The sequence below is a fragment of the Rhodococcus sp. NJ-530 genome, from assembly GCF_003860625.1.
Taxonomy (GTDB): domain Bacteria; phylum Actinomycetota; class Actinomycetes; order Mycobacteriales; family Mycobacteriaceae; genus Rhodococcus_F; species Rhodococcus_F qingshengii.
This window is the reverse complement of record NZ_CP034152.1, coordinates 4,990,811-5,016,726: the sequence shown is the minus strand read 5'-3', so window position 1 is coordinate 5,016,726 and position 25,916 is coordinate 4,990,811. Positions and strand designations below refer to the sequence as shown.

31 protein-coding genes are annotated in these 25,916 nt (G+C 61.9%); 14 read left to right on the top strand and 17 right to left on the bottom strand.

Annotated elements, in window-relative coordinates; all coding sequences use genetic code 11:
* The first annotated feature begins 101 nt into the window (after positions 1–101).
* A complete protein-coding gene (locus EHW12_RS23290; RefSeq protein ID WP_125051856.1) occupies positions 102–794 on the top strand; it encodes an SDR family NAD(P)-dependent oxidoreductase in 693 nt (230 codons plus the stop codon).
* Positions 795–816: 22 nt separating this feature from the next.
* Here EHW12_RS23290 and EHW12_RS23285 read toward each other — a convergent pair whose 3' ends face one another.
* Positions 817–1,590, bottom strand: coding sequence for a hypothetical protein (locus EHW12_RS23285; RefSeq protein WP_042921741.1), 774 nt, complete (start codon positions 1,588–1,590; stop codon positions 817–819).
* A 105-nt stretch (positions 1,591–1,695) separates the two neighbouring features.
* Here EHW12_RS23285 and EHW12_RS23280 point away from each other — a divergent pair, with 105 nt between their 5' ends.
* Together EHW12_RS23280 and EHW12_RS23275 are read left to right on the top strand one after the other, a co-directional pair.
* Positions 1,696–2,523: a crotonase/enoyl-CoA hydratase family protein gene (locus EHW12_RS23280; protein ID WP_003939849.1), complete on the top strand. Its 828-nt coding sequence runs from the start codon at positions 1,696–1,698 to the stop codon at positions 2,521–2,523.
* Entirely contained in the window at positions 2,520–4,058 is a 1,539-nt protein-coding gene (locus EHW12_RS23275; protein ID WP_125051854.1) for an AMP-binding protein, read from the top strand. The genes EHW12_RS23280 and EHW12_RS23275 overlap by 4 nt, the downstream gene beginning before the upstream one ends.
* On the opposite strand, the gene EHW12_RS23270 is transcribed toward EHW12_RS23275, so the two are convergent.
* Entirely contained in the window at positions 4,051–4,683 is a 633-nt protein-coding gene (locus EHW12_RS23270; protein ID WP_007733562.1) for an alpha-ketoglutarate-dependent dioxygenase AlkB, read from the bottom strand. The two genes, EHW12_RS23275 and EHW12_RS23270, sit on opposite strands and share 8 nt — an antisense overlap.
* Positions 4,684–4,830: 147 nt before the next feature.
* Here EHW12_RS23270 and EHW12_RS23265 point away from each other — a divergent pair, with 147 nt between their 5' ends.
* Positions 4,831–5,247, top strand: coding sequence for a hypothetical protein (locus EHW12_RS23265; RefSeq protein ID WP_007733561.1), 417 nt, complete (start codon positions 4,831–4,833; stop codon positions 5,245–5,247).
* Between the two features lie 94 nt (positions 5,248–5,341).
* Here EHW12_RS23265 and EHW12_RS23260 read toward each other — a convergent pair whose 3' ends face one another.
* Positions 5,342–5,569: a hypothetical protein gene (locus EHW12_RS23260; protein ID WP_020970523.1), complete on the bottom strand. Its 228-nt coding sequence runs from the start codon at positions 5,567–5,569 to the stop codon at positions 5,342–5,344.
* A gap of 248 nt (positions 5,570–5,817) precedes the next feature.
* Here EHW12_RS23260 and EHW12_RS23255 point away from each other — a divergent pair, with 248 nt between their 5' ends.
* On the top strand, positions 5,818–6,609 hold the full coding sequence (locus EHW12_RS23255) for a MerR family transcriptional regulator (protein WP_030535330.1): 792 nt from the start codon (positions 5,818–5,820) through the stop codon (positions 6,607–6,609).
* An 83-nt stretch (positions 6,610–6,692) separates the two neighbouring features.
* Positions 6,693–7,154, top strand: coding sequence for a hypothetical protein (locus EHW12_RS23250; RefSeq protein ID WP_003940014.1), 462 nt, complete (start codon positions 6,693–6,695; stop codon positions 7,152–7,154).
* 53 nt (positions 7,155–7,207) lie between these two features.
* Here the strand turns inward: EHW12_RS23250 and EHW12_RS23245 are convergent, their stop codons facing one another.
* A complete protein-coding gene (locus EHW12_RS23245; RefSeq protein ID WP_125051852.1) occupies positions 7,208–7,582 on the bottom strand; it encodes a hypothetical protein in 375 nt (124 codons plus the stop codon).
* A gap of 136 nt (positions 7,583–7,718) precedes the next feature.
* On the opposite strand from EHW12_RS23245, the gene EHW12_RS23240 reads away from it, so the two are divergent.
* Positions 7,719–8,087: a hypothetical protein gene (locus tag EHW12_RS23240; protein ID WP_042451261.1), complete on the top strand. Its 369-nt coding sequence runs from the start codon at positions 7,719–7,721 to the stop codon at positions 8,085–8,087.
* A gap of 22 nt (positions 8,088–8,109) precedes the next feature.
* On the opposite strand, the gene EHW12_RS23235 is transcribed toward EHW12_RS23240, so the two are convergent.
* The 3 genes from EHW12_RS23235 to EHW12_RS23225 form a co-directional block, all read right to left on the bottom strand.
* On the bottom strand, positions 8,110–9,255 hold the full coding sequence (locus EHW12_RS23235; RefSeq protein ID WP_125051850.1) for a HoxN/HupN/NixA family nickel/cobalt transporter: 1,146 nt from the start codon (positions 9,253–9,255) through the stop codon (positions 8,110–8,112).
* A gap of 140 nt (positions 9,256–9,395) precedes the next feature.
* Positions 9,396–9,725: an AzlD domain-containing protein gene (locus EHW12_RS23230; RefSeq protein ID WP_003940007.1), complete on the bottom strand. Its 330-nt coding sequence runs from the start codon at positions 9,723–9,725 to the stop codon at positions 9,396–9,398.
* On the bottom strand, positions 9,718–10,455 hold the full coding sequence (locus tag EHW12_RS23225; RefSeq protein ID WP_003940360.1) for an AzlC family ABC transporter permease: 738 nt from the start codon (positions 10,453–10,455) through the stop codon (positions 9,718–9,720). The genes EHW12_RS23230 and EHW12_RS23225 overlap by 8 nt, the downstream gene beginning before the upstream one ends.
* Before the next feature lie 79 nt (positions 10,456–10,534).
* Here EHW12_RS23225 and EHW12_RS23220 point away from each other — a divergent pair, with 79 nt between their 5' ends.
* A complete protein-coding gene (locus EHW12_RS23220) occupies positions 10,535–10,975 on the top strand; it encodes an Lrp/AsnC family transcriptional regulator (protein WP_125051848.1) in 441 nt (146 codons plus the stop codon).
* Positions 10,976–11,032: 57 nt separating this feature from the next.
* Positions 11,033–11,458 (top strand): VOC family protein, encoded by a 426-nt coding sequence (locus EHW12_RS23215; RefSeq protein WP_003940409.1) that lies wholly within the window; start codon positions 11,033–11,035, stop codon positions 11,456–11,458.
* Here the strand turns inward: EHW12_RS23215 and EHW12_RS23210 are convergent.
* Positions 11,455–12,465, bottom strand: coding sequence for an AraC family transcriptional regulator (locus EHW12_RS23210; protein ID WP_003940556.1), 1,011 nt, complete (start codon positions 12,463–12,465; stop codon positions 11,455–11,457). The genes EHW12_RS23215 and EHW12_RS23210 overlap by 4 nt on opposite strands.
* Positions 12,462–13,652 (bottom strand): pyridoxal phosphate-dependent aminotransferase, encoded by a 1,191-nt coding sequence (locus tag EHW12_RS23205; protein ID WP_125051846.1) that lies wholly within the window; start codon positions 13,650–13,652, stop codon positions 12,462–12,464. Before EHW12_RS23205 ends, EHW12_RS23210 begins: the two co-directional genes overlap by 4 nt.
* A 135-nt stretch (positions 13,653–13,787) precedes the next feature.
* Here EHW12_RS23205 and EHW12_RS23200 point away from each other — a divergent pair, with 135 nt between their 5' ends.
* From EHW12_RS23200 to EHW12_RS23180, 5 genes are all read left to right on the top strand, one after another.
* Positions 13,788–14,366 (top strand): carboxymuconolactone decarboxylase family protein, encoded by a 579-nt coding sequence (locus EHW12_RS23200; RefSeq protein WP_007733549.1) that lies wholly within the window; start codon positions 13,788–13,790, stop codon positions 14,364–14,366.
* 125 nt (positions 14,367–14,491) lie between these two features.
* Entirely contained in the window at positions 14,492–14,887 is a 396-nt protein-coding gene (locus EHW12_RS23195) for a TOBE domain-containing protein (RefSeq protein WP_003940157.1), read from the top strand.
* Between the two features lie 25 nt (positions 14,888–14,912).
* Positions 14,913–15,722 (top strand): molybdate ABC transporter substrate-binding protein, encoded by an 810-nt coding sequence (gene modA, locus EHW12_RS23190; protein ID WP_003940357.1) that lies wholly within the window; start codon positions 14,913–14,915, stop codon positions 15,720–15,722.
* Positions 15,719–16,528, top strand: a complete 810-nt coding sequence (locus tag EHW12_RS23185) for an ABC transporter permease (RefSeq protein ID WP_020970514.1) — start codon at positions 15,719–15,721, stop codon at positions 16,526–16,528. The genes modA and EHW12_RS23185 overlap by 4 nt, the downstream gene beginning before the upstream one ends.
* A complete protein-coding gene (locus EHW12_RS23180) occupies positions 16,525–17,610 on the top strand; it encodes an ATP-binding cassette domain-containing protein (RefSeq protein WP_007733546.1) in 1,086 nt (361 codons plus the stop codon). Before EHW12_RS23185 ends, EHW12_RS23180 begins: the two co-directional genes overlap by 4 nt.
* Here EHW12_RS23180 and fadD11 read toward each other — a convergent pair.
* Genes fadD11 through EHW12_RS35440 form a run of 8 tightly spaced genes read right to left on the bottom strand, consistent with a single transcriptional unit; the run spans position 17,586 to position 25,854 of the window.
* Positions 17,586–19,388, bottom strand: a complete 1,803-nt coding sequence (gene fadD11 / locus EHW12_RS23175) for a fatty acid--CoA ligase FadD11 (protein WP_125051844.1) — start codon at positions 19,386–19,388, stop codon at positions 17,586–17,588. The genes EHW12_RS23180 and fadD11 overlap by 25 nt on opposite strands.
* Positions 19,385–20,347 (bottom strand): SDR family oxidoreductase, encoded by a 963-nt coding sequence (locus tag EHW12_RS23170; protein ID WP_125051842.1) that lies wholly within the window; start codon positions 20,345–20,347, stop codon positions 19,385–19,387. Before EHW12_RS23170 ends, fadD11 begins: the two co-directional genes overlap by 4 nt.
* A 4-nt stretch (positions 20,348–20,351) precedes the next feature.
* A complete protein-coding gene (locus EHW12_RS23165; protein WP_047270965.1) occupies positions 20,352–21,785 on the bottom strand; it encodes an aldehyde dehydrogenase family protein in 1,434 nt (477 codons plus the stop codon).
* Positions 21,782–22,282 (bottom strand): SRPBCC family protein, encoded by a 501-nt coding sequence (locus EHW12_RS23160; RefSeq protein WP_007733538.1) that lies wholly within the window; start codon positions 22,280–22,282, stop codon positions 21,782–21,784. Before EHW12_RS23160 ends, EHW12_RS23165 begins: the two co-directional genes overlap by 4 nt.
* Positions 22,279–23,370, bottom strand: coding sequence for a PDR/VanB family oxidoreductase (locus tag EHW12_RS23155; protein ID WP_007733536.1), 1,092 nt, complete (start codon positions 23,368–23,370; stop codon positions 22,279–22,281). Before EHW12_RS23155 ends, EHW12_RS23160 begins: the two co-directional genes overlap by 4 nt.
* Positions 23,367–24,299, bottom strand: coding sequence for a metal-dependent hydrolase (locus EHW12_RS23150; RefSeq protein WP_003940129.1), 933 nt, complete (start codon positions 24,297–24,299; stop codon positions 23,367–23,369). Before EHW12_RS23150 ends, EHW12_RS23155 begins: the two co-directional genes overlap by 4 nt.
* Positions 24,299–25,564: an NAD(P)/FAD-dependent oxidoreductase gene (locus EHW12_RS23145; protein ID WP_241199187.1), complete on the bottom strand. Its 1,266-nt coding sequence runs from the start codon at positions 25,562–25,564 to the stop codon at positions 24,299–24,301. Before EHW12_RS23145 ends, EHW12_RS23150 begins: the two co-directional genes overlap by 1 nt.
* Positions 25,492–25,854 carry an NAD(P)-binding protein gene (locus tag EHW12_RS35440; RefSeq protein WP_241199033.1) on the bottom strand — a complete coding sequence of 121 codons (363 nt, stop codon included), beginning with the start codon at positions 25,852–25,854 and terminating at the stop codon, positions 25,492–25,494. Before EHW12_RS35440 ends, EHW12_RS23145 begins: the two co-directional genes overlap by 73 nt.
* Positions 25,855–25,916: the final 62 nt, after the last annotated feature.

Sequence of the window (25,916 nt, the reverse complement as noted above, 5' to 3'; positions counted from 1 at the left end):
AAACGCCATATATTCAGAATTTCTACACAGTGTGACGGCAATTATGCCTGTTTGCAACATAAATTGAGTGCATAGCGCACAGAAACTCAGGAGTGAATGCGATGCGGGGTTACCCAGAGGGTGTCACAGCGCTCGTTACCGGCGGTGCGAGCGGAATCGGCGCCGCCAGTGCAAAGCTGTTGACGGAGAGGGGAGTTCGGGTGGTAACGGCAGATCTTGCCGACGGCGCGGACGAACAACTCGACGTGAGTGATCCGACAGCAGTCGATGCGCTTCGAACCAGGCTCGGCAGAGTCGACATTTTGATCAACAGTGCGGGAATCGTCGGACCATCAGCGCCACTCGTCGACGTCGACCTCGCGGCTTGGCAGCGTACGTTCCGCATCAACGTCGAAGGGACATTCCTGATGTGCCGGGCGTTCGTGCCGGGGATGGTTGCGTCGGGGTGGGGGAGGGTCGTCAACCTCGCAAGTATTGCGGCCAAGGACGGAAACCCGAATCAGAGTGCATATTCCGGGTCCAAAGCGGCCGTCGTCGCGCTGACGAAATCACTCGGCAAAGAGGTCGCCACCACCGGTGTGCTGGTCAACGCGATAGCTCCGGCGGCCGTGGAAAGTCCTATGAATGCCGGCACCGATCCGGCCATCCTCGCCCGTTCGCAGTCTTTGACGCCGATGGCACGGATGGGGAAGGCGGACGAAATCGCCGAACTGATCTCCTGGCTGTCGTCGTCGGCGGTGAGTTACTCGACCGGCGCCGTGTACGACGCCAGCGGCGGCCGCGCAACATACTGAATTACCTTCTGGGAGAAATCGATCAGAACTGGAGCAGTGACTGCCACAGTTCGCGAGATGCGTCCTGGTACTCGAGCATGTGCGAGATCAGTTCACGCAGTGGCTGCGTCGGTTCGAGTTCTTCCGGAAGGAGCGGATTGCGCACGATGACCGCGATCACCGCGCTGCCCAGAGCAAGTGATTCGCGGGCCGCCTCCTCGCGACTGATTGTCGCCAGGCGTGTTTGCGCCTGTGTGAGTGCTTCACGGGCCTCCGCGATGTCGGCCAACAGTGCTTCCGAGTTCCAGAGTGTGCGGATTGTCGAATCATCCTCGGGGGCAAGGTGAGCGATTTCCATGACGGCCGATTCGGGGGCGGCGCCGAGTCGGTGGAGAGTGCGGCGGGCGCTGTCCGTGCCGCCGAGCAGATTGTTCGGGCGGACTGCGAGTGTGGGCTTCCACTCCTCGTAACCCGCCAGTCGCAGCGCTTGATCGTGCCGGCGGGCGGCAGTGCGGTCGCTTCGTTTGAGCCCCGAGTGCTCGACGGCGATCCAGGTGCCGTCCCAGGGGCGTATGCGATCGGTACGAGTTCGCCACCCCTCCACTTCGCTGTAGGTGGGGATACCGTCCGGGTTGAGGACGTACGTTCCACGAGCGGTACGACGCAGTTTGTTCTCTCGGCACAGGCGGCCCGCTGCCACGCGAATGCTCGATGCGCTGACGCCGACGATCTCGCCGGCCCGGGTCAGCACAGCGGTGCTGAACTCGGTGTCCGGGCTCGCTGTTGCGAGGTCCAGCACAACTCGGGTTGCGGACATTCCTCGATCAGTTTGTAACAACTTTTGAACAACTCCTGACAAATTCTGTTACAAGTGGCATGGTGGGTACCGGGAAACCTTATCCGCGAGCAGTGAGGAAATATCGTGACCGACTCCGATCGACCAGGTGGCGATGTCTATGTGGAGCGTGACGGTGGCGTCACTGTCATCGTGATGAATCGCCCTGATCGCAAGAATGCGGTGGACGGGCCGATGGCGGCGCAGTTGCGTGATGCCTTCCTGGAATTCGAGTCGGACGAGAGTCAGAAGGTGGCAATTCTGTGGGGTGCGGGCGGCACATTTTGTGCCGGTGCGGATTTGACCGCAGTCTCCGACCCCGCGCGCGTGCACGAGTTGCATCCGGAAGGCGGCGGCACCGGCCCGATGGGGCCGAGTCGGTTGGTGTTGTCCAAACCGTTGATCGCCGCCGTCAGTGGATACGCAGTGGCCGGAGGGCTCGAGCTTTCATTGCTCGCGGACCTGAGGATCTGCGAGGAGGATTCCGTGTTCGGAGTCTTCTGCCGGCGCTGGGGAGTTCCTCTCATCGACGGCGGGACCGTGCGACTGCCGCGAATCGTCGGACAGGGGCGAGCGCTCGACATGATCTTGACCGGTCGCCCGGTCGACGCTTCGGAGGCGTTGGCCTTCGGACTGGCCAATCGTGTTGTTCCAGTGGGGCAGTCACTCCAGGTAGCCAAGGAGCTTGCGCACCAGTTGTCCGCTTTCCCACAACTCTGCATGCTCGCGGATCGCGCATCGGCCTACCGATCTTTTGATCTACCACTTGCCGAAGCACTGCGCGCCGAGGGTGTCGCAGGAAATCCCATTGTCATCGCCGAAGGTGTGCGCGGCGCTGCTGCGTTCGCCGCGGGCGCCGGCCGGCACGGCCGATTCGAGAACAACCCGAATTCGAACGAGGAAACTGAACCATGATGCCCGTAACCCGAGATCTGATCGCACGTGGTGCGCGACAGCACGGACCGCGAACAGCCGTCGTCTTCGGCGATCGATCGATGACGTTCACGGAAGTGGACGAACTCAGCAGCCGATTGGCGCATGCATTCATCGCGCTCGGTATCGGGCGTGGCGCACGGGTTGCGTTGCTGGTCAACAACTCTCTTGCCAGCGTGCCTGTCGATTTTGCGTGTGTCAAAGCCGGCATCAACAGGGTTCCGCTCAACTCGCGACTCTCGCTCGACGAGCACGCACGAATGCTCGAGGACACCGACACTTCGCACGTCGTTTTCGGTACTGACCTTGCCGGCCGAGCTGCTGAACTGTCCGCCAGGTTCCCGGATCGGACGTTCGTCGGCCTGGAAACAGCTTCGGAGGGACAGCTTTCGCTGTTGGATCGAGCGCAGAGCATGCCTTCGGCCACTCCGGACGTCGAGGTAGATCCCGACGACGTGATCCTGACGCTGTTCACTTCCGGGACCACGGGAACGCTGAAGGCCGCGCAGCACACTCAGCGCAGCTACGCCGGAATCTGCCGCAATGTTCTGCTCAATCTGCTTCCGGCGACTCAGGACGACACGATGCTGCACGCGGCATCACTGATTCATGCCAGCGGTGTCTTCGTGCTTCCGTTCTGGCTGCGTGGCGGTAAGACCGTCATCCTCCCCGGTTTCGACCCGTCGACCTTCTTGGACTCGATAACCGAGCATCGGGCTACGGCAATCAATCTGGTGCCGACGATGATTCAGATGCTCCTCGAACGCCCTGATTTTGCGAGCGCAGACATCTCGAGTCTGAAATCCGTGATCTACGGTGCGTCGCCGATGCCGCTGGCCACCATCGAACGGGCGATGCAGGCGTGGGGGCAACACCGTTTTCTCCAGTACTACGGGCAGACCGAGGCACCGCTGTGTATTGCAGTCCTACGGCCCGAAGATCACACGGAAGACCGCCTGCTGTCCTGTGGTCAGCCGGCCATCGACGTCGAGATCAGGCTGCTCGACGGCGAGGGAAACGAAGTGCCCCAGGGAGAACCGGGTGAAATCGTGATCCGCTCGCCATCGGCGATCGCCGGATACTTCAATGCACCGGAACTGAATGCGGACACCTTCACCGAAGACGGCTGGGTTCACACCCGTGACATCGGTCAGTTCGACGCCGAAGGATTCTTGTTCTTGAAGGACCGAGCTTCGGACATGATCATCAGCGGCGGATACAACGTCTACCCCCGTGAAGTCGAGGATGCACTCCTGACGCATCCGTCCGTCCGTGAGGTCGCCGTGGTGGGTACCGCCGACGCGAAGTGGGTGGAGGCGGTCACGGCTGTGGTGGTACTCGAGGACGGGACCGTCGAAAACGACGTACTGCAAGCATCATTGGTCGCGCACGTCGGCGAGCGACTGGCGTCGTACAAGAAGCCGCGTCGGGTTGTTTTCGCAGAATCCATACCGAAGACGGCCGTCGGCAAGCTCAATCGGAAGGCGCTGCGAGACGAACTCCGCAACGCTATCTAACTCCGCGAGTGCGGAATTGAACGCTGATTCTCGGCCCGAGGGCCCGCGCACTCTTCGGGACACAGTGTTCCCACGTGCGTTGGCAGGATCCGCCCATGACGAGTAGATCTCCGTGTCCGAGATTGAAGCGGATGGATTCGCCGCCCCCACGAGGGCGCAATAGGAGCGGGCGAGCCGCACCGAGAGACAGGATGGCCACCATCGTGTCCTCGGTGCGACTTCGTCCCGTATCGTCCCCGTGCCAGGCAACGCTGTCGGAACCGTCGCGATAGAAACAGAGACCCGACGTGGCGAATGGTTCGCCGAGTTCGTCGAAGTAGTGACTGCTCAGCGCGTCTTTGGCTTCGGTGAGAAGTGCGTCCGGCAGTGGTTGATTCTCTGCGTAGAAACACACCAGACGAGGGACGTCGACAACGCGGTCGTACATCTGACGCCGTTCGGAACGCCACGGCACCGTAGCTTCCAGATTGTCGAACACGGCCTCCGATCCGGTCAGCCAGGCCGGGCGATGGTCGACCCATGCGCCGGCGGTGAGGATACGTCTCTGCACCGTGCCCTCGAGATCGCCCAGAGAGACGCCCAGGTCACCGTTGTCGAACAGAGACGGTTGCATCGTGGCGGTCATGGACTCCACCGTACACCGAAATCGAACATATGTTCCCATGAAATTTGATTGCAGTGCTGGACGGCTGTTCATCCTTGCTGGGTGATGTCCGGCGGCGTGAACCTTTGAATACTGTTCTCACGCTATTTCGCCGAAGAAGGGGATGTCATGACTGCTCCGCACCAATCTCATGCGAACCATCCTGTCCGACAAGGCTTTGCCATCGGGACCACGGTGGCGGCAGCATGCCTGCTCTTCGTCGCGGGAATCGTCGCGTTGCTGCAGGGCATCGCGGCTCTCGCAGACAACGACCTGCTGATCGTCGGAGTCAATTACACCTTCGAATTCGATGTCACGACATGGGGTTGGATCCACATCGTGCTCGGAATCATCGGCATCGCGGTGTCGCTGGGATTGTTCGTCGGCATGGCGTGGGCCCGCGGGATGGCATTCGTCATCGCGGCACTTTCGATCGTGGCGAATTTCCTGTGGATGCCGTACTACCCGCTGTGGTCGATCGTGATCATCGCCCTCGACGTCGCTGTGATCTGGGCCGTCGCGACCTGGCGACCTGACGAGGTGTGATCCTCTGACCGAAGTGAGTGGTTCACCTGCGGTAGGTGAACCACTCACTTCGCTGTGTCCGGGCCTCCACGGTTGGCCTCATCCCTACGCGGCGTCAGCGCCGTTTCGGTGACTCGCGATCCTGGTTCTCGCGCGGACGCATGTCCTTCGTCGATCGGTGTGGGAAGCCATGGATCATCGAGCAAGAGATCCAGCAGATCACTACCGTTGCGATTCCGAGTCCGATCGACGCGAATGGTTCCTGCGTAGCCAGCCAGACGCTCAGTCCGATTGCCGTCCCGACGATCAGAATCAGGATGGTGTCGAGTCGTGTCGTTTGCATCGAAATCATCGCCTGGCACAGATAGTTTCTGGCGGCCCGCTGGTTTTGGCGGCCCGCCGCCCGGCGAGTGACAGCCGGGGGCAGACCTTGCGCGGCTGACCCCTCGCTCTGGAAATCGCCGCCGCAAGTGATCAATACCCGCGAAATTCGTCTGCGAAACTCCACACAGGAAGAACAGGACCTTATGCCTCAAGGCCCGACATGCCGGGCCTTGACTATGACGTAGCGTCATAGTTAATGCTGTTCGTATGCGAATCAGCGACGTGGCCAGTGCGGCAGGCACCACTCCGCGGACCGTTCGGCACTATCACCGACTGGGGTTGCTGGCCGAGCCGAGACGACTGTCCAACGGTTACAGAACTTACGAACTTCCCGATCTGGTCAGGCTGATGCGCATTCGTTGGCTCTCCGCCGCCGGCATTCCACTCGGATCCATTGCCGCGATGATCGAACCGACGCCGATCGATGCACGAGAACCGGACGACTTCGCCGAAGATCTTTCCTCCCTGATCGCGGAGATAGACCGGAAGCAGCGCGTCCTCGCAGACCAGCGAGTGCGCCTCGAGGAAATGCTCACGGCGCGAGGTGCTGGGAGGGTGGTCTCGCCGCTCCCGATGGAGCTGCTGTCGGCGTTCGACGAGTTGATCGCGTCGTCCCCCACGGGTTCGGTGCGACGCTTGTTCGAGCGCGAACGCGACATGTGGGAATTGGTGGCGATCTCGGGCGCAGCGCCGCACGAACTGTTCTCCACAGCTGCGCGATTGCTGTCCGACGAGAGCGACCGGAATCGAATTGTCGATCTGTACCGTCGTTTCGCTGCATTGGCTGGGCGTGAGGTAGTCGACGTTGCAGACGAGATCGCGTGTCTGTCCTGCGAGCTGGAGGAATCGCTGGCCGGGGTGCTCGGCGACGTGTGCTCAGACGGAGACTCTGCAGGTGTCGGCTTTTCGGTCGCGATCGCGGATCTGGTGCCTGATCCAGCGCAACGTGAAGTGGTTGCGCGCGTCGCAACACGTCTCATGTCAGGCGGTACGGCGTGATCCGATCACTGTGGTTGCTCTCGACGGGCAGGAGAGACGGAGGTTCCAGTGATACAGCGACTTTCGGCTACGCGAGGGGGACCATGTCGATACCGGTGGCATTTGTTGCGGCGAGTGTGATCGAGGCCGTGGCGATTCACTTCCTGGTGCCGTGGCAGTGGCTTCGCGTCGTGCTGCTCGTTGCAACGGTGTTGTCGCTGATTGCGATTGGCGGTTGGCTTGCCGGACGCGTCGTGCACCCGCATCTCGTGTCCGCTCGAACGGTGGTGTTTCGTTCCGGCACGGGCATTCGAGTCGAGGTGGACCGATCACGGATTTCGCGGGCGAGCATGGTCCGAAGATTCGGTGAGACAGCAAATGCGATTGTCGACGATCGCTTGGTTCTGCCGGGGCCCGACGGCACTGTCGTGGATGTCGACTTCGATCAACCGCTCTCGGTCACGCTCCCGAAACGGCTCTCGAAGGCCACTCCCACCACGATCGGTGGGCTGCGGTTGCATGTCGACCAACCCGGCGAATTCTGTGCAGCGTTGTCGCGGGACTGAACTCGCAAAGATCGTCTGGAGTCGGTCAGAGCGGAGACCTAGATGGAAGACCTTCAGGGAATCGGCTCGACAACCAGCCACTGCACCGTGCCACCGACATTCCATAGTGCATCGGGGTTGTCGAGCGAGGCCGCGTACGTTGCCGCAGCTTGGTCGCCGGCGATCTCACCGCTCTCGCCCGACGGCGGGTTGGGCTCGAGGAATTCGGAGGGGTGCTGCCCTGGCCATGCAGGCACGTCGAACGGGGAAATGCTGGTGTCGATGAGGCCAGGTCGATGCACGGTCACCCGGTCGGGAACTTGCTTGGTTTCCGCCGCCACGGCGATGCCTGGTCCTTCGGCAGCTTCGCCGTCGCCGCCACCGCAGCCTGCCACTGCAAGAACAAGTCCCGTGATTGCCACACCCACTACCGCATGACGTATCCGCACCGTTTTCTCCTAGCCGGGGCTCACCCCGTTCGAACTCCACTATTGCATCTCGCCAACTCCGCGGGATGCGTCTTTCGATAAATGTGGGAAACGCACTGAATGTGCTCGACAGGAGAATTGGATTGTACTGTGAGTAATGCCGACCCTGCTTCGACGTGCATTCAAGATCGGCGCGGTAGCGCTGGCAACGATTGTGGTGGCGGCCTACCTGTATGCGGCCTTCACTTATCGCAGCGCTGATGTCTTTGCGCCGCCAGGGCGCATCGAGGCTCTCGGCCGGACCTACCTGATCAGCAATTTCCCGCCGCGCACTCGTGAAGATCTCGAACAGCGATTCGCGCAGGGCCATCGTGAGCAGTACACCTTGGAACAAGTGAGTTCCGTATTTCCGTGGCGCGCTGTCTACCAGTGGCAGAACGACCAGATCCGCGGCCAGGCGACGTCGAGCGCGTACCTGAAATGGGGCGAGACGTACATCAGCTATTCGCTTTCGGGTGGCCCATGATTCTGCGTAGACCGAGTCGAACTCACATCGCTTCGTCTGCTGTCGCTCGTCGTGCTACTGCTGCACCGGACTGAGCCTGCCACCGTTCTTCGATGCGGCCGTACCGCCACACGAGTAGAGCAATCAGCCAGGTGGCGACGAAGAGTCCGACGATGATGAAGCCCATCGCGCCGAGATCCAAGTTCCCGATGGCGCCGATAAACCCGTCGTGAATGTCGAGTTTGTCGGTGAAAATCGAGATGATTTCCTGGGTCCCGATCAGCAGTGCCACTGCCACCGAGAGTCCGGTGATCACCATGTTGTAGTAGATCTTTCGGACCGGCTGAGCAAATGCCCAACCGTAGGCGAAGTTCATGAACGATCCGTCGATCGAGTCGAAAAGCGACATCCCGGCGCAGAAGAGGATCGGCAGAACGAGGATCGAATACCACGGGAGCCCTGTCGCCGCCGCGCCGCCGGCGATCACCAACAGCCCGACTTCGGTGACGGTGTCGAATCCCAATCCGAACAGTAGGCCGACCGGGTACATGTGCCAGGGCTTGCGAACCATCTTCATCACCGGGCCCAGAATCTTGTTCAAGGCGCCGCGGCTGTCGAGTTCCTTCTCGAGTTGTTCCTCGTCGAAGGTTCCGGCCTTGTACTTCGTGTACACCCGATGAATCCCGATGAGAGAGAAAAGATTCAGGAGGCCGATCAAGATCAGGAACGTGCCGGAAATGGTGGTGCCGAACAAGCCGGTCCACTTCTCCAGATCGGAGTTGTCGTCGGAAAGGCTGGTGGCCAGTTGCCGCACACCCAAAGCCAAGAGGGCGACGAGTACGAAGACGATGGTCGAGTGTCCGAGCGAAAACCAGAACCCGACGGACATCGGTTTCTTGCCGTCCGCCACCAACTTCCGAGTGGTGTTGTCGATAGCGGCGATGTGATCGGCGTCGAAAGCATGGCGCATGCCGAGCGTGTACGCCGTTACGCCGAGTCCGACGCCGAAGACACTGCCTTCGATCGTGTAGTGGCCGGGGACAACCAGGCCGAGAAGAACTGCCCACCCGACGACGTTGAGCGCTACGACGGTGACGGTCATCCCGATGATGCTTCGACGCTGGCCTCGATCCAGACTGTGCCAAGCACCGGCGATTCGAGTGCCCGTCGTGGTCATTGTCGTGGACATCGAACCTCACCGATCCTTCAGTCGCGGCCGGCGGCCACGCTACTGAAATCGTATAAGTGTTCAACTGTTCAGATAAGCGCCTGGAGGTTACAAATCACCCATCCGGGGGTAAAACTGCTTTGCTCCCGGATGGGAAATGCTCAGGCGAACACGGTATTGACCAGCGCGACGTAGATCGTCGTTCCGACGACGATGCTCAGGACGGCATTCTTTCGCCAGAGGTGCGCGGCGATCGTGGCGCACACTGCAATCAGTTCGGGTAGGCCATGAGAAGGGGCGGTGATCGACACCCCTTTGAGTGAATACATGACGAGAATCAACATGACGCCTGCCGGCATGTAGATGCCGAGGTAGCCGACCAGGGCGGAGGAGCGCAGCGGCATGAGCGCGGCGAAGGGGATTGCGCGCAGCGCGAAGGTGACCACGGCCATGACTGCGACCGCCGCAAAGATGTACGAGGTGTCAGGCATCGATCTTCGCCTTTCGTGAGTCGTAGACAAAGCGCCCGATCAGGAAGAGCACGAAGGCGCCCATCGCAATTGGCAGCATGTGGTCCGGCGCTGCGAGCCGGGCGACCAGAGCGCAGGTGACCGCGGCGACCGGCACCGCGAATCCGTTTTGTGCGCGAATCGCTTCGATCGAGAGGACGACGAACAACGCCGTCAGGGCGAAGTCGAGGCCGACGATCGAGTCCGGAATCCACTGTCCTGCTGTCGCGCCCAGAATCGCGCCACCGATCCAGTAGCCGTGCAGGTACAGCTGGGAGTAGACGATGACGCGTCCGGTGAGTGCCTTGGGATCGGCAGTTACCGACATCGCATAGGCCTCGTCGGTCAGCGCGAACATGCTGTAGAAGCGGGCGAAGGGGTTGCGAATCTTTTCCAGCGGAAAACTCAAGGCGTAGAACACATGTCGAAAGTTGACCAGCAGTGCGGTCAGAGCGACGTACGGCAGCGGTGTCATGGCCGCGACCATTCCGACCGCGAGAAACTCCAGCGATCCTGCGTAGATCAGCGAGGTGAAAGCGACTGCCCACCAAGGGCTGAGCCCTTGTTGGACCACAAGAACGCCAAGTGCGATCCCAAGTGGGAGCAGGCCGAATCCAACCGGTAGCGACAGCTGGAAGGCGTGCCGCCACGCCGGGGTTCGCGGTGGGAGTTCGACGGCCGGTGCGGCCGTCGACGATGCTGGTTCGATCACGACGCAAATCTATAACAAAGATCGAGGTGATCGATTGCTCAGAATGCCCACATATTGAACGGTGCGCAATAATAGTGCGATGGATGCCATGGATGACGCAATTTTGTTTCACCTACGCCAGGACTCGAGTTTGACCAATACCGAGTTGGCGGATCTGGTGGGTCTGACACCGTCCCCTTGCCTGCGCCGCGTGAAAAAGCTCGAAGCCGACGGAATCATCACCGGGTACCGCGCGATCGTCGGTCAGGAAGCGCTTGGCCGAGGATTTCAAGTGATCGTCACCGCCGAGATCGGAGTCAACGACCAGGCCACCATCGAGGACTTCGAATCCCAGGTCGCCGCCTTCGACGAAGTGATCGAATGTCGGAGATTGTTCGGAATTCCCGACTACTTCATTCGCGTCGCGGTGAAAGATCTCGCGACGTACGAGAACTTCATGGTCACCAAGCTCAGCGGGCTTCCGGCTGTCTCGCGGGTGACATCGTTGATCACCATGAAGACCATCAAGAGTGTCGACTGATGCCCGGGCTCGGCTGAACCTTCACTAGGTGTCGGTGGTCGGCGTTAACGTCGGAACATGGGATACGAATTTCAAGTCACAGTAGATTCGGCACATCCGCACGAACAGGCGAAGTGGTGGGCCGCAGCACTCGGGTGGGCAGCGGAGCCCAGCGACGAAGACTTCATCAGGGGCCTCGTCGCCGCTGGTCACGCCAAGGAATCCGACACCACGACATTCGAGGGAGTCCTCGTCTGGCGCGAAGGTGCGGCCATCAGCGATCCGGAGCATCCCGAACGTCCCCGCGTTCTGTTCCAACTGGTTCCGGAATCGAAGACGGTGAAGAACCGGCTCCATTTCGACATACGAGTGGGCGACAAGCGCGAGGATGTCGCAGCGCACCTCGAGACGGTGGGGGCGACGATCCTGCACCGAGGAGCGCAGGGGCCGAGCGTGTGGATCACGATGACCGATCCCGAAGGAAACGAGTTCTGCGTCAGCTAGCGGTACGAACTCGGAGTGTCGCCGGTCCATCGTTTGAAGGCCCGACGGAAGGCGCTGGGCTCGGAGAACCCCAATCGCGCCGAGAGTACTTCGACGGATTCTCCGCGCCGCAAACCAGCGATGGCTACGTCGCGGAGCACTTCCTCGCGTAGTTGATTGAGTGATGTTCCGTCACGCCGCAGCAGTCGACGCAGATGGGGAACGCTGATCGAGAGCATCTCCGCGATCTCCTCGGCCGTGGAGGTTCGCCCCTTCACCCCGAGTTCCAGGACCCGTCGTACCTGCGCCGACGCAGTGCTGTCGTAATCACGTTCGGACATGAGCTGAATCGGAGATTCTCGGAGGTACTCCTCCAACGTCTCCTCGGTTTGGATGATCGGTGCACGCATGGCCGAGTTGTCGAACTCCAGTGCCGCGCGCTTCGCGCCGAAGGTGACCGGCGCTCCGAAGATGTAGTCGTAGTCCTGCGCCAACCGTGCATCCGGTGCCGAGTACGGAAACTCGACCGCCCGAAGTCGGACGCGCTTTCCGATCAACCATGCGGAAAATCGGTGCAGCAAGATCAGGACGAAATCGGTTGTGACACGTTCTGCGACATCAGGTTCGGCGACGCCTTCGCGAGCTCGGACAGCGAAACTCACCCGAGTGCTTTCCTCGCCCTTCTCGATCGACAGTGGGGCCAGAGCCGGTAGCGCACGGATCACGTCGGACATTCGAGCGAAGGCCGATCCGAGATCAGGGCAATGGATCAACGTCAGGCAGATCAATCGGAAAGTGCCACGGGGGACCGGGGCGGATCCGAGGCCGAACAATTCGTCGTCGGTGATCTGCCAGGTGGATTGGATGAACGTGGTGACCTGAGTCGGGGTCAGCCGGGCGCGCGGGTCGGACAGTGTCTCGAGGTCGATCCCGGCAGCGCGCAGTGCACCCGACAAATCGACGTCGTTGTCCGGCGAGAACGCGAGATAGCGGTGGACGAATGCGGTCGGGATGGTCCGCGCTGTCATGGGTGCGCTGCTCCTTGGAGCAGGTGGAGACGGCGTGCAGCTTCGGACAGAATATGGTCCTGCTTGCAGAAGGCGAAGCGCACCAGGTGCTTCCAATCGTCGCGGTTGTCCGCGAACACGTCGACCGGAACGGCCGCGACGCCGATCCGCTCGGGCAGTGCGCGGCAGAAATCTCCCGCATCGGTTTCGCCCAACGGTCTGATGTCGGCAAGGAGGAAGTACGTGCCGCCACCGGAATGCACCGTGAAACCGGCCTCGGTCAGAGCTTTACCGAGCACGTCGCGTTTGCCTTGCAAGCTCTGTCGAAGTTCGACGACCCACGGCTGTTCGTTGGTGAGCGCGTAAGCAACGGCCGGTTGGAACGGTGCACCGGCAACAAATGACATGAACTGCTTGGCGGCACGGACTCCGTCGATGAGTTCTCGGGGGCCGATCGCCCAGCCGGTTTTCCAGCCGGTGACATTGAAAGTCTTTGCGGCACTGGACACCGTGACGGTGCGCTCACGCATGCCCGGGAGCGACGCCATCGGTGTGTGGGTGAGGCCGTCGAAGACCAAGTGCTCGTAGACCTCGTCGCTCAACACGATCAGGTCGCGTTCGCACGCGAGTTCGGCGATCGCTCGAAGTTCGTGATCGGTGAATACGGTGCCGGTGGGGTTGTGAGGACTGTTGACGATCAGCATCTTCGTCTTGGCGGTGATCGCGCCGCGCAATGCATCGAGATCGACCGCAAATCCGTCTCCCGCGGTTACCAACGGAACTGTGCGACGTACAGCGCCTGCCAACGCGACGGATGCAGCGTAGGAGTCGTAGTACGGCTCGATCAGCACTACTTCTTCGCCGGGTTCGACCAGTCCGAGAATCGCAGCACTGATCGCCTCGGTGGCGCCGACGGTGACCAGAACTTCGGAGTCGGGATCACTGTCGAGTCCGTAGCGGATGCGCCGATCCTCCGCGATGGCCTGACGCAAGACGGGCATGCCCGGACCGGGCGGGTATTGATTGACGCCCTCGGCGATGGCTCGGCGCGTTACCTCGAGCATGGCAGCAGGGCCGTCGGTATCCGGAAAGCCCTGACCGAGGTTGACCGCGTCGTGAAGTGTGGCCAACGCTGTCATCTCGGCGAAGATCGTGGATGCGAACGGCTGCAGACGCGAGACGGTGCGGTTGCGGGGCGTCGAAGGCATCTTTGCAGCTTAGTCGGCTGACACCGCATCCTCACATCCGCTCGGACGCGGTGCTTGTCACGTTTGAATCGCCGCCATCGTCCAACTCTGTAGAGAGCATCGAATCCGGTGCCCCAGAACATACGGAGGCTTGCCATGACTCGCATTCCCGCAGTGACACCGTCAGAAGCCAGTCCGTTGATCAAAGTGGCATACAAATTCGCCGCCAGGCAGTACGACGAAGTCCCCGAGCCCTTTGCCGTCCTGGCCAACCATCGGAAATTGTTCGTAGCGGCTGCCCGCCACGAAATGGCTGTGCAGAAGGCGTCGAAGGTGCTGCCGTCGAACATTCGTGAACTGGCCGTCTATCGCGTCGCCTGGACTGTCGGCTGCTCGTGGTGTGTCGACTTCGGGACGATGCTCTCGCGCTTGGACGGTTTGGACATCGACAAGTTGAAAGAGATCGCGAACTACCGGGATTCATCGAAGTACAGCGAAGACGAGCGGGCCGCGATCGCCTACGCCGACGCCATGACCGGTGACCCCCATGGGGAGAACGGGGTGACGGACGAACAGGTCGCGGATCTCGAGCGCAGGTTCGGGCGAGCGGGCGTCGTGGAACTGACCTATCAGATCGGGCTCGAAAACATGCGCGCCCGGATGTATTCGGCGTTGGGGATTACCGAGCAGGGGTTCAGCACCGACTCCTGCCGTGTGCCCTGGGCAGAAGAATGATGCGCTGATTCGTCTACGGCAACTATCGACAATGCTCCGCAGATACGTGATCATGATTGACTAGTTCACGCATCTGCGGAGCATTTCGGCTTGTTAGGTCCGCACTTGCGACCTACGATCACCTGGTGCCCAACATTCGAATCCGCGAAGCTGCCGGCCTGCTCGGTGTCAGTGACGACACCGTCCGGCGGTGGGTCGACGGTGGGCTTCTCACCGCGACGACGGACGACTCCGGCCGCAAGGTCATCGACGGTGCCGAGTTGGCGGGCTTCGCCCGGTCCAACGCCGGACCCGCACCGGCCGATCCGCTCACGGGTGCGAGTTCGGCCCGCAACCGGTTCGCCGGCCTCGTCACCAAGGTCGTCACCGACAAGGTGATGGCTCAGGTCGAAATGCAGTGTGGGCCCTTCACTGTCGTCTCGTTGATGAGTACCGACGCGGTTCGGGAGCTCGGACTCGAGGTCGGGAGTATCGGAGTCGCAATCGTGAAGGCCACCACGGTCATCGTGGAAACGCCGTAGTTTTTGAACATACTGGAGGAAATTCGTGAAGCGTGTAGTCGGACTTGTTGCAGCAGGTGCCTTTTCGCTTGCCCTGGTGACCGGTTGTAGTTCCTCCGACAATTCTTCGTCGGAGACGTCGTCGGCCGCTCCGACCACAACCACTTCGAGTGAGAGTGCCACGGGAAGTATCACCGTCTTCGCGGCGGCGTCACTCAAGAACAGCTTCACCGAACTCGGCAAGGAATTCGAGTCCGAGAACCCCGGTTCATCGGTCACTTTCAGCTTTGCCGGGTCCTCGGACCTCGTCGCTCAGATCACTCAGGGCGCACCGGCTGACGTGTTCGCCTCGGCTGACGCCGCCAACATGACCAAGGCCACCGACGCCGGCGTCGTCGCGGGGTCGCCCTCGGACTTCGCGAGCAACACCTTGACGATTGTTGTGCCGCCGGGCAATCCGAAGGGCATCGCGTCGTTCGCCGATCTGGCAAAGGAGGGGACGCAACTGGTGATCTGCGCTCCGCAGGTCCCTTGTGGCGCGGCTACGAAGAAGGTCGAGACGGCCACAGGCGAGACCCTCTCGCCCGTCAGCGAAGAATCGTCGGTGACCGACGTTCTCAACAAGGTGACGTCCGGGCAGGCCGATGCCGGCATCGTTTACGTCACCGACGCGAAGTCCGCTGGTGACAAGGTTCAGACCGTCGCGTTCCCGGAAGCCACCACGGTGGTCAACCTGTACCAGATTGCGGTGCTGAAGGATTCGAAGAATTCGGGAACGGCAACCAAATTCGTCGATCTCGTGAAGGGGCCCAAGGGCCTGGCAGTTCTGAGTGACGCGGGATTCGCTGCCCCGTGACACACCTAAGACCGGCGGTCCGGGCTCCGCTCGGGTTGCCGGTATGGATTTACCTTCCGGCGCTGATCGGCGGAGCGTTTGTCATCGCGCCCTTGGCGGCGATGCTGGCCACCGTGCAGTGGTCGCAGTTCTGGGAACTCGTGACTTCCGAATCGTCGGTTGCCGCGTTGAAACTGAGTTTGAAGACAGCGGCAATGAGCACGCTGCTGTGCATCCTGTTCGGGGTACCGATGGCCGCGGTGTTGGCGCGCAGTCATTTTCGGGGACTGTCCGTTCTTCGATCCTTGATTCTGCTCCCGCTGGTTCTGCCGCCAGTGGTGGGCGGTATCGCGTTGCTGTACACGTTCGGGCGCAAAGGGTTGATCGGTGAGCAGTTGGAAGTGCTCGGCATCCAGATAGCATTCTCGACAACCGCGGTGGTCCTGGCGCAGACGTTTGTCGCGCTACCGTTCCTCGTCGTCAGCCTCGAAGGTGCGCTACGCACTGCGGGCACACGATACGAGGCCGTAGCCTCGACGCTCGGAGCCCGCCCGACCACCGTGCTTCGCCGGGTGACTTTGCCGCTGGTGCTTCCCGGTCTGGTGTCAGGGGCAGTGCTGGCTTTCGCTCGCGCACTGGGGGAGTTCGGTGCAACGCTGACGTTCGCGGGAAGTCTGCAAGGGGTCACGCGTACCCTGCCGTTGGAAATCTATCTCCAGCGTGAGACCGATCCGGATGCAGCGGTAGCGCTTTCGCTGGTGTTGGTCGTAGTCGCGGTGGTCATCGTGGTTGCGGTGCGTGGACGCGGATCGGCGGGTTCGTTGTGAGTGGCCTCCACGTCGACATCGAGATTCCGGAGCGCGATGTCGTTGCGACGTTCGACGTCGCGGCCGGTGAGGTGACCGCTGTCCTCGGACCGAACGGCGCAGGCAAGTCGACGGTACTGGCGGCGGTTGCCGGACTACATCACCCGCGGCGTGGGTTGATCGAACTGAATTCTCGCGTTCTCACCGATACCGGTAGGGGAGTCGCGTTGGCGCCGCATCGGCGCGGCACTGCTCTACTCGCGCAAGAGGCACTTCTCTTTCCCCACCTCAGTGCGGCCGCGAACGTGGCGTTCGCGCCGCGCAGTGCAGGGCGGTCGCGTCGCGATTCCGCCGATTCCGCGCGCCACTGGCTCGACGCAGTCGACGCCGCCGAATTGGCTGACCGCAAGCCGTCACAGCTCTCCGGCGGTCAAGCGCAACGAGTCGCAGTGGCGAGGGCATTGGCTGCTGAACCCGAACTACTCCTGCTCGACGAACCGATGTCTGCGCTCGACGTCGCCTCCGCCCCGGCATTGCGGTCGTTGCTGCGTAGAGTGCTCCGAACAGGAGATCGCACGGCCGTGCTCGTCACGCACGACGCTCTGGATGCGCTGGCCCTTGCCGACACCGTTGTCGTGCTGGACGGCGGCCGGGTCGTCGAACGTGGTGACGTACGAACAGTTCTGACTCGCCCGCGTAGTGCATTTGCAGCACGCATCGCAGGGATCAACTTGCGCAGCGGCACGATGGCCGGAGACGGAATGCTCAGAAGTCCGGTCGGGGTGGATATCGCGGGCCAGACGGAGACCGACTTACCGGCCGGCAGTGCCGCCGTGGCAGTCTTCGAGCCGCGAGCAGTGTCGGTCTACCTGGATCCGCCTCACGGGAGCCCACGAAACGCGTTTGCGGTCACGATCGCGGAGATCGAAAACCGAGGCGATGTCGTCCGAGTCCGAGCCGAGGACGAAGCCGGCCAGCCGGGCTTGTCTGCCGACATCACGGCGAGCGCAGCGGCCGAGCTCGATCTGGTTCCGGGATCGGCCGCTACGTTTGTGGTCAAGGCCACCGAGACGCTGATCTATGCGCAGGGCGCAGGCTCGTAGACGTCCTCTACGACCGAATCCGCATAGAGGGCTGCAATTTCGGACGCGTACTTCTCGGCTATCGGCTTGCGCCTGAGCTTCATCGTCGGTGTCAGCTCGTCGCCGCCTGGCTCCCAGAACGTGGTGAGTACGTGAAACCGCTTGATCTGCTCGGCCCTCGACAGACGCGAGTTTCCCTCGGCGACAGCAGTTGCAACGATGTCGACGATCCGAGCGTCCTTGGCGAGTACCGCGGCCTCGGCCGCAAGTCCCAGTGAGCGTGCCGCTCCGACCGCGGCGTCGGCGCTGAGAGTGATCAACGCTGTGTTGAACTTTCGGCCGTCTCCGATCGCCACGACCTCACCGATCAACGACGACGACGTCTTCACTGCGGTCTCGATGGCAGCGGGGGACATGTTCTTTCCCGACGCATTGATGATCAGCTCCTTCTTGCGATCGATCACCGTGAGGTATCCGTCTGCGTCGGCCGTGACGATGTCTCCGGTCGAAAGCCAACCGTCTGCACTGATCGCTTCGGCTGTTTTTGCCGGTTCGCCGCGGTACCCCTTCATGACCAACGGTCCTCGAACCAGTAGCTCGCCGTCCGCCTCGATGCGCATTTCCATGCCTGGAAGCAACTTTCCGACCGTTCCCAGCTTGGTCGGCTCGGCCGGTGCGGTGCTCGCAATGCATGTCAGCTCGGACATTCCCCAGATCTCCGAGATCGGAACTCCCAGGGCTGCAAAGAATGCCAAGGTGTCCGGCGGAATCGGTGCGGCGCCAGAGATGGCCCACTTCAGTTCGGCAAAACCGAGTTTCGCACGCAGAGCGGAGAGGACCATTGCATCGGCTCGGGCGTAGTCCGCTTCCAGTTCGGCGGGGACTGTTTCACCGGCTCGCAAGTGTGCGAGCCGAGTGCGACCGACGTCGAGTGCCCACTGCAATGCCGCTCGCCGCGCGTCGTCCGGTTCGTTGGCGACGGCCGATTCGACTGCAACCTTCAGCTTTTCCCACACACGGGGGACGCTGCCCCAGATCGTGGGGCGACAGTCCGGAAGCGCAGCCGCTACCTGGCTCGGATGCGGCACGACAGTGATCTGGGTGCCGAACACCATTTGCATGTACAGGCAGGTGAGCCGATCGGCGATGTGCGCCGACGGCATGTACGAGGTGATGCGGTCACCGAACTCGACGGGGAGTACAGCACTGACGGCGGTGGTTTCGAACAACAGACAGGCATGAGTCGTCTCGACGCCCTTGGGGTTGCCGGTCGTGCCGGAGGTGTAGATCAACGTGGCGACGTCGTTCGGTTTCACCGCACGCCAGGTGCTCTCGAAATCGAAATCGGCGGCAGCTGAGGACTTCATCTGCTCCAGCGTCAGGGTGCCGGACTGCTGGGCAGACGGTTGCGCGTCGACGACCACGATCGTGTCGAGTGTGGCACCGGATCGGCGAACGGTATCCACGTACTGGGCCTCGCAGACGAGGACTCGCGCACCGGAATTGGCGAGGATGTACTGGATGGCTTCGGGTGCCGACGTGTTGTAGATGGAGAAGGATGTCGCGCCGAGGTGTTGGGCGCCGACGTCGATCGGGTAGAACTCGATGCGGTTACTCATCATCAATGCAACCGTATCGCCATGTCCCACGCCGATTCCGGCCAATCCCGCGGCAACATCGCGAACCTGTTCGCCGTACGCGCGCCACGTCAGTGTTCGCGCATCGCCGATGTCTCGCAGGGCCACCGCGTCGGGCGCTACCGCCGACACTCGCTGGAAGGCTGCACACAACGTAGTCATGATGTTCTCCTGGATGCCTTTGTCAGGGCTGACGCATTCGTCGGGGCCGCAGCGGTGGTTCTGTCTTCGAGTTCGCGGATCAGGTCGTGTGCCTGTTTGTCTTTTGCCAGGTAACCGTCGGCAAGGACATTGATGAATCCGCGTCCCCACGCCCAGGGTTCCCAGGCAGCGGGGGCAAGGGTCCGGGCGGCGCGGCGCGCGATCGCGTCGGCGATCACGGTGGCGGCACGGTCCGGGGAGATTCGATGACGGAGGGGACCGGGTAGTCGAGCGTCGAGTTTGCGCCCGATCTCGTCGTCGTCGAGTGTGGCGCGTGCAAGTTGTGTATCCACCATCCCGAAGTACGCGATGCCGGCAGTAGCGCCGTAGCCGGCAACCTCGAGACGCAGCGCCCGGCCGAGCGCTTCGACCCCAGCCTTGCTGATCATGTACGAAGCGCCGCCCAAACCGGGGGCGAACGACGCCGCCGATGACACGACGACGATGTGCCCACTGTTGCGGATCACCTCGTCGATGGTCGGATGCACGGTGTTGAAGACGCCGGTGAGATTGACGTCGAGCACACGATCGAAGGCGTCGGGATCGATCTGGCGCAATGTTGCCGGGGGAGGGGTGATTCCGGCGTTGGCCACCACGACGTCGATTCTGCCCAGCTGCTCGATGATCGTTTGCACGGCTGCGGTCATGCCGTTCCGATCTCGGACATCGGCCGTCACCGTCACGACTCGCTGTGACTCGAATGAGCGCTCGGCCGTTGCCAATGAACTCTCGTTGACGTCGACCAGTGCCACGGTGGCCCCACGCCGGTGGAGAGTGCGCGCCAGCGCTGCACCGATACCGTCGCCTCCACCGGTGATCAGTACGACCTTCCCGGCGACGTCGTAGTCGAGTCGGCGTCCGGGCAGTGGAATGCCCAGATCGCGGACTGTTCCCGCAATTGCGGACAAGCGTCCCGTCATTGCTTCAGTGCCTTCCGTGTAGCGCGCGGATGAGAACCTTGACCAGCCAGTCGATTCGGGCGGTCCTTCGAAACGTCGTCAGTGGTAGGGGCGAACGGAATCGTTGCCGAGTCGTCGAACGAGCGTAGGTGAACTCCTTCAGACCATCTGGGCCGTGAACGCGTCCGAAACCAGATGCTCCGACCCCACCCAGTGGCAGGTTGGGAACCGCGGCATACATCACGTAAGAGTTCACCGACGCTCCTCCGGATCGGAGCCGATCGGCAACAGCCGCTCCGTCCTTGCCGAACACGCTTGCTCCCAATGCGTATGGCGACGCATTGACCAACTCCACCGCCTCGTCCATCGAGGCGACCTTGGTGATCGTCATCGTCGGGCCGAAAGTTTCCTCCGTGACGGCGAGGCTGTCTTCGGGGACGTCGACCATGATGGTCGGTTGCACGTACTGGCCGGAGATCGAGCCGAGCCCTCCGAGAACGACACGTCCACCCCGCGACATCGCGTCGTCGATGTGGCGCCGGATTACAGCCACTTGCGAGGGCATGGTGATCGGACCGATCTTGTCTTCGGCACCCGGACCCGCATGAACTCGGGCAGCCAAAGTGATTGTCTTGTCGATAAACTCGCCGTAGACATGTTCGTGCACGTATACACGCTCGACGCCCAGACAGGTTTGACCGGAGTTGGACAATGCTCCCCACACCGCAGCATCCGCGGCGGCACCGACATTTCCGTCGGCATCAAGGATGAGCGCGTCCTTACCACCACATTCCATCAACACCGGTGTGAGGGTCTCGGCGCACGCTGCCATGACTTTCTTGCCCGTCGCGGTCGATCCGGTGAACCCGATCTTGTCGACACCGGCCAGGCACAGTGCCGCGCCGACCGAACCATCGCCCGTGACGACCTGCAGCACAGGATGTTCAGGGACGACCTCGGCGAAGGCGCGGCCCAACCATTGCCCGACTGCCGGTGCGAACTCACTCGGCTTGTAGACCACGGCGTTGCCTGCAGCCAGCGAGAACGAGAGCGAACCGAGTGGGGTGAAGACCGGATAGTTCCACGGACCGATCACACCGATCACCCCGAGAGGTCGATACTCCACCGAGGCGGCCTGATTGACCGTCAACAAACTGGAGCGGACGCTGCGCCTGCCCAATACCTTTCGGGCATTCTTCGACGCCCACGCGAGATGTTCTAGTGCCATGGCGATTTCGAGCATCGCGTCAGGGTGCGGCTTGCCCATGTCCCGGTGCACGACGTCGGCGAGTTCGGATGCGCGACGAGCGATGATTCCTCGCCACCGATCCAGTCGACGAGCGCGTTGCTCGAATGTCAGTTCTGCCCACCATTCGGAAGCAGTACGGGCGTCGCGCACTGCCTGTGTCACTGTGTCGTCGGACGCCTGTGTGGTCGTGTCGATCTCGGTCGCCGTCATCGTGGAGTTCCTTGAAGTGTGTGGTGGACGGCGCCGTCGGCCCAGCCGCGGGTGACGCGTTGGAGGATCGGTCGGGACAGAGTCAGAATGGGGGCGAACCACGGCTGCGCTTGCACAGCGAACGTCCAGGTGAGGCGGCTGCCAGTCGAAGTCGGTTCCAACACCAGATCTTCAGCGAAGCGTTTGAACCCCGGAAGTGACGCCGACTCCACGTAGAACGACATCCGGCGCCCCTCGTCCCAGCGGAAGAATCGCTCGTTCAGTGCAGCAAAAGCGCCGGCTCGCACGGTTCGCGTAGTCCCGACGCCGAATGGTCTGTCCGAGGTCCAGTCGGCTCCGGTGATCCCGTGCGCCCACGACGTGAGCGCTCCGTCCGAGGTCAACGTCTGCCACAAGCTTTCACACGTCGCTTCGGATTCGATCCGGTGAGTGATCACCAGCGGAGCGGAGCGGATGAAGGCTGCGTCGGCCGCAGAAAGAGAGAATTTTCCCTTCACAGGTCCACCACCAAAGACCCACCGGTGGAACGTGATCGACAGGTCAACATCGAACCAGTACGTTCGGATTCGGTGAGGAGGGTGTCTCGATGCTCGACGGTCCCGGAGAGCACCCGGACCTTGCATGTACCGCAGAAGCCCTGTTGGCATGAATACGCTACTCCGGGAAGTACGCGTCGTATTGCAGCCAATGCACTTTCGGACTCGCCCACATCGACGGTGAGACCGGTGCGCGCCAGATGCACCGTGAACTCCTTGCCGTCGACTACCGGGAGTGGGGAGAACCTCTCGCTGTGCACCGATCCGGTCGGGTTGGCGGCGAAAGTTGCCGCACGCACCGTGTTCATCAGCGGAACCGGTCCGCACGTGTACACCGCGGCACCTGGATCCGCAGCAGCGACGAGTGTTCCGATATCCGTCGGACCCAGCTCGTCGTCGGGTCGGATGGTTACCCGGCCGCTGGAATACTCCTCGATCTCGTTCAGGAATGGCATAGCTGCCCGAGTTCGTCCGAGATAGTCCAATCGCCACGGGACTCCGCGGCGGTGACAGCGTTGCACCATGGGAAGTATCGGAGTGATCCCGATTCCGCCCGCAACAAAGAGGTACGACGGAGCAGTGACAAAAGGAAATGCATTCCGCGGCCCTCGTACGTCGACAACCATTCCGGGTTTCAGCGACTCGTGTATCTCGCGGGAGCCGCCCCCGCCTTCGTCGATCCGCCGGACGGCGATCCGATACGAGGTCAAGTCGTCGGGGTCTCCGCACAACGAATACTGTCGTTGCCTTCCCGAGGGGAGAATGACGTCTAGGTGAGCGCCGGGAATCCACGACGGCAGGGTGATTCCTTCCCTCGGGGTCAAGGTGACACTCAGGACGTCTGCGCACTCGAACCGGACGGACTTCACGTCCAGCGTCATGTCGAATCCGCTGTAGCGGACCGGGTTGGGACGCGAAAGTATCTGCGCTGCAGGACTTGACGCAAAGATTCGACGGTATGCGCTCGTCGCCTGTGCGGCAATCCTCAACGACCGGGTCGGTGTGAAGTCTTGTGCGTCGTGAGGACGGTCGGCAGTCGTCTTGTTCATCCTTCACTCTTTTCGGAAGAACGATTGGCGGCAGGTGAGCGAGCGAGGTAGCGCATGGCTACGTCCATGTCCCCGATCTGGGACGGATGGAAGCTCGGCCGCAGATACGGAGGAATCTCGGTGATCAGGAATTTCATGTTCGGGACCAGGCCGCGGCGAGTGGCGCTGATCAGTTGCAGAGGCCACAGGCGGCCCTTCGCCTTCGACGGGTCCTGCCGGAAGAGGTAGTTCATCGAGGCGATGAACAACACGAACAACGTGAAGCTGGCGAGCAGCGCCGTGCGAACGCGGCGGGCGTAGCTACCGTCCACGTACATGTAGGCGTCGAAGGCCACGTTGCGGTGCTCGACTTCCTCGGCGCCGTGCCACTTGACCATGTCGAGCATCGTCGGGTGCATGCCGGCATCTTCGAGGGCGGGATCGGTGAGCAGCCATTCCCCGACCACCGCCGTGTAGTGCTCCATCGCGGCAAACAAGCCGAGACGTTCACAGAGCCAGGCGTGCTTGGCTTTTCCGGTCAATCCTTTGTCGCCCAATATCTTGTCCACGAGCCAGTCCATCCGGCGTGACATCGGTTTCATGTCCATGCCGAGGTCCGCAAGATGCTCGCGTGCACCTTTGTGCGACGACGCGTGTGTTGCTTCCTGGCCGACGAATCCCACCACCTCTTCGTGCAGGCGGGGGTCCTCGATGAGCGGGAGCGCTTCGGCGAGCGTTGCGGACATGGCCCGCTCTCCCTCGGGCAACACGAGATGCATGAAGTTGATGACGTGGGTGACCATCGGTTCGTTCGGCACGTAATGCAGTGGTACGCCGTCCCAGTCGAATTCGACGTCACGGGCGGCGATCGCATGTGCTTCGTCGGTGTAGCGGCGCGCGCCGGACGGTGCGACGACGGGTGTGCCTCGGAAGGCGTTGATGCCGAGCATTATCGGCTCCTCACGGTTTCTCGGGCAGTTGTGAGTGATTCGGACGAGACGGGTTGTACCTGCGCGTAGTGAGCGAGGTCGGCTCGTTTGGTCCTGGTGCGGAAGGATCGGTTGAATCCGGGATAGAAGGTGTAATTGCGGCCGCCGTCGACGAGGTAGTAACTACTGCACCCGCCGGCGTTCCATACGCTGGTGGCGAGTCGGCGGTCGGTCGCGCGCACGAACTCTCTCTGCACGTCTGCCCGGACGTCGATACTGCCGATGCCGCCCTCGTCCATTTGAAGAATGCAGCTCACGATGTACTCGACCTGCGCTTCGATCGTGACGACCTGCGAGGTGTAGACCACGGAATTGGGGCCGAGGATCATGAAGAAGTTCGGAAACCCGCTGATGGTGGTGCCGAGGAAGGCTTCGGCACTGCCGTTCCACGTCTGCGCGAGGCTGCGGCCGTCCTTGCCCCGGATGATGTCGAACGACGGGTTGTCTCCCATACGAAAGCCGGTTCCCATGACTATGGTGTCGACTTCCCGGAAGGCGCCGTCCGCGGTGAGGACTCCGCGCTCCTGCACCTCGACGATTCCGTCCGTCACCACCTCCACATTGGGTGACGCCAGCGCGGGATAGTAGGTGTTCGAGAACGTCGGACGCTTGCATCCGAATGCGTAGTGGGGGAGCAGCTTTGCGCGAAGCTCCGGGTCCCGGACCTGCCGGCGAAGGTGTGCTCGGCCGAGTGCGGCCAGCCCTTTGAGTAGTGACGGCTTGTACACGAATCCGGGTACCAGGGCTTCTTGGAGCAGGTCGAGTCCCTTGCGTGCCAGTCGTTGGGTGAGCGGCACCCGCTCGAAGAGAGCGCTCGGCCAGCCGGTCATCGGCTGATCCGGGTGCGGCAGGATCCACGTCGGTGTCCGCTGGAACACGGTCAACGTGTCCGCGAGCGGTTGCAGTCTGGGGATGATCTGCACCGCAGAGGCGCCGGTGCCGACCACGGCTATCCGCTCACCGCGAAGGTCGTGGTCGTGGTTCCAGTCCGCGGTGTGGAACATCTGACCACGAAACGATTCGAGCCCGGGAAGGTCGGGTGTGGCGGGGGCACTGAACGGGCCGGTGGCCGCGACCAGGAACTGTGCCTCCCAGACGGTTTCCGCAGTGTGTACCCGCCAGATCTGGGCTTGCTCGTCCCACGAAGCTTCTGTCACGTCCTGGTTGCAGTGGAAATGACCGGCCAGTCCGAAGCGATGGACGCAATCCCGGAGATAGTCGTAGATCTCGGGCTGTAGCGGATACAGCCGCGTCCAGTTCGGATTTGGCGCAAACGAGAACGAGTACAGAATCGACGGGATGTCGCACTGTGCACCGGGGTAGGTATTGACCTGCCAGGTCCCCCGGGCTCCGCGGCACGTTCCAGAACGACGAAGTCGTCGATCCCGGACTGCTTCAAGCGGACAGCCGTTCCGATGCCGCCGAAACCGGCTCCGATGACGACGACTCGTGTTCGGCGAGTTCGAGTTTCCTCGTCACCGGCCGATGGCCCCGAGGTTGGGTCGATGTCGACCATGTGTGACGCCTCCTGATTGGTGCGTGAACAACTGAACGAAGAGTAAGTCTGACATCAAGTGA

Coding starts and splice junctions, on each gene's coding strand:
- EHW12_RS23200 (WP_007733549.1), top strand. CDS start 13,788: ATGACTCGCATTCCCGCAGTGACACCGTCAGAAGCCAGTCCGTTGATC.
- EHW12_RS23285 (WP_042921741.1), bottom strand. CDS start 1,590: ATGTCCGCAACCCGAGTTGTGCTGGACCTCGCAACAGCGAGCCCGGAC.
- EHW12_RS23170 (WP_125051842.1), bottom strand. CDS start 20,347: ATGACGGGACGCTTGTCCGCAATTGCGGGAACAGTCCGCGATCTGGGC.
- EHW12_RS23250 (WP_003940014.1), top strand. CDS start 6,693: ATGTCGATACCGGTGGCATTTGTTGCGGCGAGTGTGATCGAGGCCGTG.
- EHW12_RS23260 (WP_020970523.1), bottom strand. CDS start 5,569: ATGCAAACGACACGACTCGACACCATCCTGATTCTGATCGTCGGGACG.
- EHW12_RS23290 (WP_125051856.1), top strand. CDS start 102: ATGCGGGGTTACCCAGAGGGTGTCACAGCGCTCGTTACCGGCGGTGCG.
- EHW12_RS23230 (WP_003940007.1), bottom strand. CDS start 9,725: ATGCCTGACACCTCGTACATCTTTGCGGCGGTCGCAGTCATGGCCGTG.
- EHW12_RS23215 (WP_003940409.1), top strand. CDS start 11,033: ATGGGATACGAATTTCAAGTCACAGTAGATTCGGCACATCCGCACGAA.
- EHW12_RS23240 (WP_042451261.1), top strand. CDS start 7,719: ATGCCGACCCTGCTTCGACGTGCATTCAAGATCGGCGCGGTAGCGCTG.
- EHW12_RS23255 (WP_030535330.1), top strand. CDS start 5,818: ATGCGAATCAGCGACGTGGCCAGTGCGGCAGGCACCACTCCGCGGACC.
- EHW12_RS35440 (WP_241199033.1), bottom strand. CDS start 25,854: ATGGTCGACATCGACCCAACCTCGGGGCCATCGGCCGGTGACGAGGAA.
- EHW12_RS23220 (WP_125051848.1), top strand. CDS start 10,535: ATGGATGCCATGGATGACGCAATTTTGTTTCACCTACGCCAGGACTCG.
- EHW12_RS23150 (WP_003940129.1), bottom strand. CDS start 24,299: ATGCTCGGCATCAACGCCTTCCGAGGCACACCCGTCGTCGCACCGTCC.
- EHW12_RS23165 (WP_047270965.1), bottom strand. CDS start 21,785: ATGACGGCGACCGAGATCGACACGACCACACAGGCGTCCGACGACACA.
- EHW12_RS23275 (WP_125051854.1), top strand. CDS start 2,520: ATGATGCCCGTAACCCGAGATCTGATCGCACGTGGTGCGCGACAGCAC.
- EHW12_RS23265 (WP_007733561.1), top strand. CDS start 4,831: ATGACTGCTCCGCACCAATCTCATGCGAACCATCCTGTCCGACAAGGC.
- fadD11 (WP_125051844.1), bottom strand. CDS start 19,388: ATGACTACGTTGTGTGCAGCCTTCCAGCGAGTGTCGGCGGTAGCGCCC.
- EHW12_RS23270 (WP_007733562.1), bottom strand. CDS start 4,683: ATGACCGCCACGATGCAACCGTCTCTGTTCGACAACGGTGACCTGGGC.
- EHW12_RS23205 (WP_125051846.1), bottom strand. CDS start 13,652: ATGCCTTCGACGCCCCGCAACCGCACCGTCTCGCGTCTGCAGCCGTTC.
- EHW12_RS23210 (WP_003940556.1), bottom strand. CDS start 12,465: ATGACAGCGCGGACCATCCCGACCGCATTCGTCCACCGCTATCTCGCG.
- EHW12_RS23235 (WP_125051850.1), bottom strand. CDS start 9,255: ATGTCCACGACAATGACCACGACGGGCACTCGAATCGCCGGTGCTTGG.
- EHW12_RS23155 (WP_007733536.1), bottom strand. CDS start 23,370: ATGAACAAGACGACTGCCGACCGTCCTCACGACGCACAAGACTTCACA.